Raw genomic sequence first — 9,816 nt, 5'->3', positions numbered from 1 at the left:
GGCGGCTTTTCGCGATAGGACGGGGCCTGGGTTTATGTCGTCAACAGTACCGACTCGCTAGAAACTAACAACATTACTACTGCTCGAAGATGAAAACCTCTCCCGCGTATCAGCCATTCCATGGGGGCCATTCCATGGGGCCGCCGAACGAGCTACGATAGCCGAAATGCGGTGGCCCTGAGCAGGCTGTCGCCCCCATGGAATAGTTAGGCGTGAAATGGCCCGGCATGGATTGCTGATCGCTACTGAACAGCCGTGCTTACGGTACCAAACATGGTCTAGGTGAATAAAGAAGCTCCTTAAAAGCAACAAGCCATAGTTAAATCATCACTTACTAAACCCAAAGAATACTTTAGATAGATAGCCCGGGGCGTGACCCCGGGCGGGGTCTCAGGTTAAACAGATAGTAACTTTTAATGAGTTAAAACCCTGATTTATAAGGTTATTTTACCTTCTGAGCCGGAACGCCTTCGAACGTGATTTTTACGGGTTTGATTTCACCTTTTTCATCGAAATACATGCGTTCGATACAGGTTACCCGGTGATTGGCGTCGGTTTCTCCCAGTGGACGACGGTGGTAGATGATGTACCATTCATCCGTACCGGGCCGCTGAATGACCGAATGGTGTCCTGCTCCGGTGGCTACTTTTGCATCCTGCTGCAAAATTTTACCGGCTCGTTTGAAGGGTCCAAAGGGAGAATCGGCGATGGCGTACGCAACGGAATAGTTCGGGCCAGTCCAGCCGCCTTCGGACCACATGAAGTAGTACTTGCCATTCCGAATGAACATGATTGGCCCTTCGACGTAGTTTTCCGGCGTAATTTCCTTGAAGGTTGAGCCATCCTCGGCCGGAATGAATCCGCTGAAATCTTCTTTTAACTGAGCAATGTTACAGTGTCGCCAGCCGCCGTAAATGAGGTAATATTTGCCGTCTTTATCCTTGAATACAAACTGATCGATGGGCTGGGCACCGTTGTGAAATTTATCGACGAGGGGTTTGCCCAGCAGATCCTTGAACGGTCCGGAGGGCTTGTTGGCCACGGCGACGCCAATGCCCCCTTTTTCCTGATCATTCTGAATATCATTGGCTCCGAAAAACAGGTAATACTTGCCTTTTTTCTCGATGATGGCCGGAGCCCACAACGCCCGTTTGGCCCATTTTACCGCACTGGTATCGATAATGTTGGGATGTTTTTTCCAGGTCACCAGATCCGGCGAAGAAAAAGCATCCATGTGTACCTGCTTATTGTAAGGAGCCGAGTACGTGGGATATACCCAGTACGTCTTCCCGAAAATTACGCCTTCCGGATCAGCATACCAGCCCGGAAAAATGGGGTTACCCGAGGTTTTCTGAGCATCAGCTCCGAAAGCCGCACCCGCCAGGGCCAGTACCAGGAGACTTTTTTGTTTGAGAGATTTGGACAGCTTCCGCATGAAACCAGACAATAGTGTTTGAGAGGATTGAAAACTAGAACTATTACCAGTAAAAGTACCATCTTGTTCGTTTCAACTCATCTCCTAAAAACTTCGTCGACTTTTGACCGTCAAAATAGATCGGCTTTTTGCCGGGTTGCGGTACGGGAAATGTATGAATCTGAAGCGGATTGACGCAGGTCATCTGGAATAAAAAGGCAGTAGAAAAGTTTTACAAATGGGAAGCAAAACCAACCGTTACTAAAAAAACTTCCCGAAAGGGTTGACGCTTCCGGGAAGCATTGATCAATAGGTCACTTTTTGAATGGGCGAAAAAATCGGGTCTTCTACCCCACTGACTTTCAGTTTGACGCGGGCAAATACAAAATTTTGCGTCGGTGTCAGTTTCGGTACCGTCACCTGCATCTGAATGCCACTCATGGTTTTCAGATCGGCTCCTTTGATTACCTGCGAGGCAATGTTGGTCCGAACGTCTACAAAGTCCGTTTTGCTGATGTACAGAGCCACTTCTTCGATGGCTTTGGCCGAGGCATCGGTAATAATTTTTTCAATCGAAAACTGCGTCGAAACCTTCGACTCTCCGCCCGTGAAGGTGGCATTACGGATCATGTAGTACGGCAATACCTCCAGGTCCAGGGTCTGACTGCCGCGTACCTGCACCGGAATGGTATCCGATTGGGTTTCGGCGTTGCGAATGGACTTGAACGGTCCCTGATACGAAGGAATCACCAGCTTATAATTGCCATCGAACAAGGTAGAGGCGTACGAGCCATTTTGATCGACCGTCACGTTAATCGGTCCTTTTTTGCCCCAGCCGGGCTCCCAGAGTTCGAAGGTTACGTTGTTGTATTCAACGCCAATGGGTTCACCCTTATACACAATCCGACCCTTCAATACCGCAGACGGCGGATCGTAATTATCAAATTTACAGGCCGTTAGCGAACCTCCCAGCAGTAAAAAGAGAAGATATTTTTTCATCGGTCTAATGCGTTTACTGGTTCGGGTTTTTCACAATTTTGGGGTTGTTGTTCCGGATGTCTTCGTTGATGAACGAGTAGTAATTGCCCAGCCGGAAGCGGTGCGGGTTGGTCACGTTCGAAGGAATAATCTTCCGGAACACCCACTTGCCATTCTGTTCGGTACCCGGAGCATAGATTTTATACGGCCACAATCCGAAAATGCGGGTGCTGGTTTCGGTAGCTACGCCGGGCTGGGTCGTGAGATCGGTCGCATTGCCATTCCAGACTACGTGAGCCAGCCGCCAGCGTTTCAGATCCCAGAAAATGTGGTTTTCAAACGCCAACTCTACTTTACGTTCGTGCACAATGCGGTCGAAACTCAGGTCAGCCGCGACCAGATCTTTGGTAAAACCGGCCCGTTTCCGAACCTGATTCAGGTACTCGGCAGCCTTGGCCGACTGCCCCAATTCGAAGGCAGCTTCGGCGGCGTTGAGCAGTACTTCGGCGTAGCGGTAGCGAATCCACCAAACTTCACTCCGGGTGCCGAGTTGCCCGGAGCCAACAGTCGGATCCTGGTACTTGCGGACGTAAAAGCCCGTCTGAGCACTGTACTCCAGCCCGTCAATTGGACCGTCAAACCCAACCACCTGTTCTTCCGTCGTTTTGCCGGGCAGCACCTTGCGGGAACCGAAATTGTCACCCGTAATGATGGAATTGTTGGCCAGAATATACCCGGCCCAGATGTCTACGGTTTTGCTTTTAAACTGGCTTCCCGGCAAAATCACGGTTCCGCCTAAACGAGCATCACGACCGGCAAATAATTCCAGCGGATTAGCGAAGTACCGATAGCCGCCATTCGCCTCCGTATAGGCATAGGGAGCAAAGGTGTTGTCCAGTTTTTCGAAGGACTGTACCAGATTCAGCGAAGGATTCAGGCGACCCCCCTGCTGTTCCTCGGCCACCGAACGCGGCTGGTTGCTGATCGTCCAGTCGACGGTTTTGCCACTTTTGAGTTTAAAATCCTTCACGAAAAGGACTTCGGCATTGTTGGATTTATCCGTAAACAAACTGGCAAAGTTGTCCTGCAAATCCGTCGGCTTTTTCAGATACAGCGAGTATTGCCCCAAAGCGATGAGTTCCTCGGCCGCTTTCAGTGCCTTCTGGTAATAGCCCGCCGCTTTATCGGCAGCGATGCCCACTTCCCCACCGGGCAGAGAGACCTGCGGGGTATTGACACCGTACTTGGCAATCGATCCGGCGTAGAGAGCCGCCCGGGCTTCGGTGGCCAGAGCCAGTCCTTTCGTAGCCCGTGATTTCACGTTAGCATCCGCCGGCAAATCATTTTTGATCGCCTCCATCTCCGCAATTACGAAGTCGTAAATTTCCGATTCCTTCGCCCGGGCGTATTGCAGGTAGGTGGGATCGCCGCTGAAGTTATACGCCAGGGGTTCCAGAATCAGCGGTACGCCGCCCATGCGTTTCACTTCCTCGAAGTAAAAAGAGGCTCGTAGGTACCGGGCTTCGGCCAGGAAACGTGTTTTGTCGCCAGCACTGAGTTGGGTCGCCTGTTCGCATTTCTGAATGAACAGGTTCATTTCCCGCAGGTAGCTGTAGTCCCAGTAGTTCCACCAGTCGTAGCTGTATTCCTGGTTTTTATGTCGGTAGTACTCCCCGGAACTCGAAGCAAAGGCTTCGTCGAAGTTGGCGTACTCCACCCACCTTTCCGTACTCTGCATGTCGGGGTAGCGATCGTACAAATCGACCAGTACCGTCAGAACGAGATTCGGACTCTGCCAGACTTTATCGTTGGTGAGAATATTGGTCGGGTCTTTATCAAGAAACTTCTCATCGTTGCAGGACCAGCTCACCAGCATCAGGACCAGGCAACTGAGGTAATGCATTTTTTTCATAGTCAGGGTATTAGAGCGAGAGGTTCACCCCTACGTTGACGAATTTATTTTGGGGATAAGCCAGGCCGTTTTCTTCCGAGATCTCCGGATCAATGCCCGCCTTCCGCAGGTTATCGAGGGAGAAGAGATTGTAGGTATTGAAGTACACCCGAGCCCGTTTCACCTTGATTTTTTCGAGCATTCGCTGCGGGATGGAATAGCCGAACTCCATCGTACGCATCCGGAGGTAGGTGACGTTAGTGAGCCAGAAATCCGACGAACGGTTGTTACTGTGGCCGCCATCGTTGAAGCGTAAGGCCGGGAATTTGCCGGGAATCCAGGTACTGTTGAGGTCATACGGATTTTCGCGGTGCCAGCGATCTTCGTAGAAGTCTTTCAGTAACGCCCCCGTATTCTGGAAGGGCCAACGCATCTCCCAGTTTCGGATCACGGAGTATCCCGAACCACCCGAGAAGTCAGCCGTAAAATCAAAGCCCTTCCACGCTAATTGTAGGTTGATGCCGAAATTGATCGTGGGGTTACTACCGGCTCCATTCCCGATTGGACGCTGGTCATAGTCGTTGATCATCCCGTCGCCGTTGGTATCCTCGTAAATTAGGTCACCGGGTAGTAGGGTTTTGTTGCCCTGTCCGTCGATGTTCACGCCGTATTCGGCAATCTGATTCAGTGATTCGAATTGACCGATGACGTGATACCCCCAGTACAGGTCGTTCCAGCGGTTTTCACCTGAATTGCGGTAATAATCCCAGGAATTGTTCCAGCGGGGTTTGTACGAACTCAGGAATTTCCGGCGGGAATACGACAGGTTTCCACCAATCGTAAAGTTCAGCTGATCGATTTTGCTGGTGTAAAACAGCGAACCTTCCCCTCCCAGCTGAGCATCGCTGTTAACGTTTTCGTCGGGCAGGCCGTAGCCAAGTTCAGAAGGAACCAGCACATCGTACTTCCGGCCGCGTAAGCCGGAACGCTTCCGGTTAAAATAGTCGAGCGAACCACTGAATTTGCCGTTCAGGATGGTGTAGTCCAGACCGAAATCCAGAATTTTCGAAGTAAACCAGGAAATGTTCGTAATGGGTACCCCCCGGTCCCGCGAACCTTTAATGACTTTCCCATCAATAATGACCGTTGAGGAACCGTAGTTGTAACCGGATACGTAATCGAAATCACCGATGCCTACGTCATCATCTCCCAGTGCCCCGTACGATCCGCGAAGTTTTAGGTTGGTCAGTACGCGGTCACCTCCTACCCAATTCTTGAAGAAAGGTTCTTCGGTAATCCGCCATCCACCGGAAATCGAGGGAAAGAAACCCCAGCGTTTCGAGGGAGCAAACTTGTAGGAAGCATCCCGCCGCCCGGCCAGTTCCAGAAATAACTTGTTCTGGTAGTTGTAGTTCAGGCGTCCGATGTACCCGGCCCGGGCGTCTGGATGTCGCTGTCGTTGTAGGTGTCCATATCGGCGAATTGCAGCAAGGGCAATTCGTTGGTTTGCGGTACCGAGTGCACCCATACGTCAATTTCGCGGCGGGAAATTCGCTCGGCCACAAATGTGGCGGCCAGGTTGTGTTTGCCGAAGCTGTTCTGGTAATTGACCTGTCCCTGCACTACGTTTTCGAGCACTTTCCGCGTACCCCGCTCCCGCCAGGGGTTGGTACTGCCGCCCGTACGAACGTAGGTATCGGTGTCTTTGTAGTACGTATAGGCATCGTACGTGTATTCGTGACCGTTCATTAAGCGATCCGCGATGTAGTACGAGTAGGTACCCTTGGCCGTTAGTCCTTTGATGGGCGAGCGGTATTCGCCCGTGAAGTTGGTTTGCAGCACCCGCCAGTCTTCCCGCCAGTAGCCGGACTTATCCTTATTCAGCAAGCCCCAGTTCGTATCGTTGTGACCGATGTCGTTAAGGTACGCGGGATTGTCGTTGGCAAAGGGACGTTCGGTGGGACGATTGCGAAACAACGCGAACCGCGGTCCCCAGTAATCATCGCTGCCGGGTACACCGGGGTTATCCCGCGTTTCAATCCGGCCATTGATTTGTACGCCGACTTTCAGGGAATTCGTAATCTGAGCGTCAATGTTACTCTGAATATTGGTTCGTTTGAACGTAAACTCCCGACCCAGTACGGAGTTCTGAAACAGGTGCGTCGCCGAGATGTAGTAATTGATTTTATCGGAACCACCTGTTGCGTTAACGTTGATGTTGTACTGCGGAGCGTTCTTCTTGATGATGTAGTTGTGCCAGTCGAAACTCTTGTAACCAATTTCGGTACCCTGCTGCCATTTGGCCAGTTCTTCCGGCGTAATGTCCGTGCGGCCGTACTGGTTCATTTCGCGTCGGCCTTCCCCAGCATCCATTCGTAGGCGTTGGTGGTACGGGGAAAACGCGTCCAGTTCTGTACCCCCGTATAGGCATCCACATTGATGGTATTTGGGTTCCCCATCTTCCCGCGTTTCGTCGTTACAACAATAACCCCATTGGCCGCCCGTACCCCGTAAATAGCCGCCGAAGCGTCTTTGAGTACGGTAATGCTTTCAATGTCGTTGGGGGAAATGTTGTTAAACTGTCCCGCGTCTTTCTGAATGCCATCGATGACGTACAGCGGATTGCCCATGTTCCGGATCTGGATGTTGGCACTCGAACCGGGCCGTCCATCGGTCATCCGAAAGGAAACGCCGGGAATTTTCCCCGCCAGTCCACTACTCACGGTCGATCCGCCGTGTACTTTTTCGATGTCTTTACTGGAAATGGTCGAAATCGCTCCGGTGATGGATTCTTTCTTCTGCTCGCCATAGCCCACGACTACCACTTCATTCAAGGCCTGATCGGTGGCCTTCATCGAAATGTTGAGTACCGTCTGCGTACCAACGGCCAGCTCCTGCGTTTGGTAGCCAATGGAAGAGAACACCAGAATAGCATTATCATCGGGAATATCCAGCCGAAACGTCCCCGTCGCATCCGTCGTGGCTCCTTTCGACGTTCCCTTGACGATGACGTTAACGCCCGGTAATCCTTCGCCCGTTGCTTCATCGCGTACGGTGCCGCGAACGGGAATATCGGCCGAAGGCGTCGCGTGCAGCAGCGACAGCAAAGGCGTGGTGGCGTTCACCGAAGGCATCACAAAGGAAGTCCTGGGAGGTGTGGTGGCAGGTGTGGACTTTTCCTCCGGCGTAACGACGTAGGCATTTTCTTTGACTTTCTGGTACGTCAGCCCCGCCGGATACAGGATCGCCCGGAGGGCCTGTTCCGCCGTTCGGTGGCTTTTCAGCCGCTCAACCGGAATCGATACCGGATCGACCACCCGGTTCTCGAACAGAATATCCACTTTATACTGGGTCTTGATTTCCTGCAAAACCTTGCGGAGCGAGCGATACGCCGGAGCTTTGGTTTCCTGCCGCAGGGTTTCAGCACGGGCGAAGGTCTGCGAGATGCCAATCCCCGGTAGCATCGTCAAACCCGCCCATAAGCAGATGGGTAGCGTTTTTTTCATAGATAATCGTAAGAGGTAGGATTAGTTTTTTCGGTAAGGGTAATGCGTTTGCCTACGCGTTCCACGTTCAGATTCAGTACCAGTTGCAGGGCGTTTAATAACTCATTTCCGTCCTTGGCATTGAAGGTTCCGCTGACCATTCGCTGGGCGAGGTTCTGATTCGGAATCTTTACTTCGTACCCGTAATTCTCTTTCATCAGCTGAGCAATTTCGGAGAGTTTGGTATCGGCAAATACGTAGCGATGCTGCGTCCAGGCGGCTACCTCCTCGGGTTTCGGCTGTTTCGTCAGAGCGAAGGAACCCACGGGGGTCAGGGTTACCTGATCACCGGGTTTCATGGTTAGCGTCCGGCCCTGTTTCTGGAAATTCAGCTGTACTTTTCCCTGCATGAGTACCACCCGGGTACCGCGTTCCCGGTTGAACACCACAAACTCGGTCCCGAGTACTTCCACGTCGAGGTTGCGGTCGGTTTTGACGACAAAGCGGCGATGGTCTTTCGTGTGTACTACCGAAAAGCGGGCTTCTCCGTTCAGGATGACGTTTCGGGGGCCATTGCCGAAATCGAAACGGGGGTACTTGAGCGTCGAATTGGCATTGAGGGTGACGTGGCTGCCATCGGGTAGTTCGACGGGAAGTACCTGACTGTATTCCGTTTGATAGGTTTTATACTGAAGGGTATCCCGAAACAGCCAGCCTGAGCACAGTAACAATACCCCCGCCGCGGCTAACCAGGGTTTCCAGGACCATAACCGACGGCTAACGGGCTTGACTGCCATCGGCTGGTTCCCCTGTTGCATGAACAACTGGTATCGTTCGAGAGCCGTTTCGGTATCGGCCACGTATTGGAGTTGCTGCGATTCCCACGCGTGGAGGGTTTCGTAGAACAGGGTTCGATTTTCCGGCTGCTGAAGCCATTCTTCAATCAACCGGGCCTGCAAAGCGTCGCTCGCCCGGCATGATAATCCATCAGATGGACTCGGGTAATCGATTGCATACGTTGAGGAAAATGAAAAAGATGGGATAAAACCTTAGCAACTGAAGAGCACGATCAGGAACAAAAGCCCCTCGTCTTTCAAGACGAGTCGGAGTGTCGATAACGCCTTACTAATGTGCGTTTCGACGGTTTTTATACTGATTTGAAGTTCATCGGCAATCTCCTGATACTTCCGGTTTTCGAAGCGGCTCAGCAGAAAAACCCGCTTGCACTGCGAGGGAAGTTGTTCAATCGTTTGCTCAATTTTGCGTTGCAGCTCGTCGAACTGGACCATTTCGGCGGGCGACGGCTGGTAATCTGCTACGGACAACTGCTGCGGATCGGTGCTCTGGCGGGATTCTGTAATTCCCACCGCAGGTAATTATACGAACGGTTCCGGACGGCCTGGTACAGATAGGCCACGAAGGAAGTCGTGACGGATTCATACACCCGATCACTCCAGAATCGACAGAAGACCTCCGAGACTATGTCTTCGGCCACTTCCCTGGAATACACCAGTCGAACCGAATGACTGCATAAAGCCGCGTAGTATTGCCTAAACAGGGCTTCACAGCCCTTCTGGGGGTTTTCCTGAAATAACAATTGTAACGATTCTTCCGTGTCTTTTCCCATCGGATTACGTGGATTGAAATCCACCAATCGGGCGGCGGGTAACGAACGGATTACCGGAGTAGGTACAGGTACAGACATAAGTCAGCGGTTCCAGCGAGTAAAGGGATTCACTGAGCTTATTGACAAGTAGGTATTCAAACACCCTGAGTCACTTTTATAATTTTTTATATATTTTTTTCGACCTTAATAAGAATAACTAATTCCGTTTAAAAATGCTAGTCTAGTTCTTCCTACGAATAATTCTATTCATCCGAATTACGAACTCAGGGTTTCGGCCTACGAACTTGTCCTGAGTGTAGCTTGATTTATTCCCTACCTTTGCACGAATTCAAAGTACCCTTGAATGAAACTATACCTCTTGCCTGTTTTATCTATTTGCTTTGGACCAACGCCTGTCCAGTCAATGAATTGGGCAGCGTTG

The 9,816-nt window shown here is 51.5% G+C and carries 9 protein-coding genes; all 9 read right to left on the bottom strand.

Translation table 11 applies throughout. From position 1 onward, the window contains the following. Positions 1-442: 442 nt before the first annotated feature. Positions 443-1,435, bottom strand: coding sequence for a glycoside hydrolase family 43 protein (locus tag BWI93_RS12970; RefSeq protein WP_094811971.1), 993 nt, complete (start codon positions 1,433-1,435; stop codon positions 443-445). A gap of 285 nt (positions 1,436-1,720) precedes the next feature. Then, the gene (locus tag BWI93_RS12965; protein ID WP_094811969.1) at positions 1,721-2,413 is read right to left on the bottom strand and encodes a DUF3823 domain-containing protein; all 693 of its coding nucleotides are present in this window, start codon (positions 2,411-2,413) and stop codon (positions 1,721-1,723) included. Positions 2,414-2,426: 13 nt separating this feature from the next. Next, positions 2,427-4,304, bottom strand: coding sequence for a RagB/SusD family nutrient uptake outer membrane protein (locus BWI93_RS12960; protein WP_094811967.1), 1,878 nt, complete (start codon positions 4,302-4,304; stop codon positions 2,427-2,429). Positions 4,305-4,314: 10 nt separating this feature from the next. Beyond that, positions 4,315-5,811 carry a hypothetical protein gene (locus BWI93_RS28770; protein WP_255157837.1) on the bottom strand — a complete coding sequence of 499 codons (1,497 nt, stop codon included), beginning with the start codon at positions 5,809-5,811 and terminating at the stop codon, positions 4,315-4,317. Then, entirely contained in the window at positions 5,697-6,656 is a 960-nt protein-coding gene (locus BWI93_RS28765) for a hypothetical protein (RefSeq protein ID WP_255157836.1), read from the bottom strand. The genes BWI93_RS28770 and BWI93_RS28765 overlap by 115 nt, the downstream gene beginning before the upstream one ends. Beyond that, complete coding sequence (locus tag BWI93_RS28760) at positions 6,626-7,789, bottom strand: carboxypeptidase-like regulatory domain-containing protein (protein ID WP_255157835.1); 1,164 nt, start codon at positions 7,787-7,789, stop codon at positions 6,626-6,628. The genes BWI93_RS28765 and BWI93_RS28760 overlap by 31 nt, the downstream gene beginning before the upstream one ends. Further along, on the bottom strand, positions 7,786-8,727 hold the full coding sequence (locus BWI93_RS12950) for a FecR family protein (protein WP_094811965.1): 942 nt from the start codon (positions 8,725-8,727) through the stop codon (positions 7,786-7,788). Before BWI93_RS12950 ends, BWI93_RS28760 begins: the two co-directional genes overlap by 4 nt. Before the next feature lie 90 nt (positions 8,728-8,817). After that, positions 8,818-9,093, bottom strand: coding sequence for a sigma-70 family RNA polymerase sigma factor (locus tag BWI93_RS12945; protein WP_176454209.1), 276 nt, complete (start codon positions 9,091-9,093; stop codon positions 8,818-8,820). Next, a complete protein-coding gene (locus tag BWI93_RS12940) occupies positions 9,084-9,473 on the bottom strand; it encodes a sigma factor (protein WP_094811961.1) in 390 nt (129 codons plus the stop codon). The genes BWI93_RS12945 and BWI93_RS12940 overlap by 10 nt, the downstream gene beginning before the upstream one ends. Positions 9,474-9,816 lie beyond the last annotated feature (343 nt).

It is taken from the genome of Siphonobacter sp. BAB-5385 (genome assembly GCF_002261125.1).
Classification (GTDB): domain Bacteria; phylum Bacteroidota; class Bacteroidia; order Cytophagales; family Spirosomataceae; genus Siphonobacter.
This window is presented reverse-complemented; position numbering and strand designations above follow the sequence as displayed.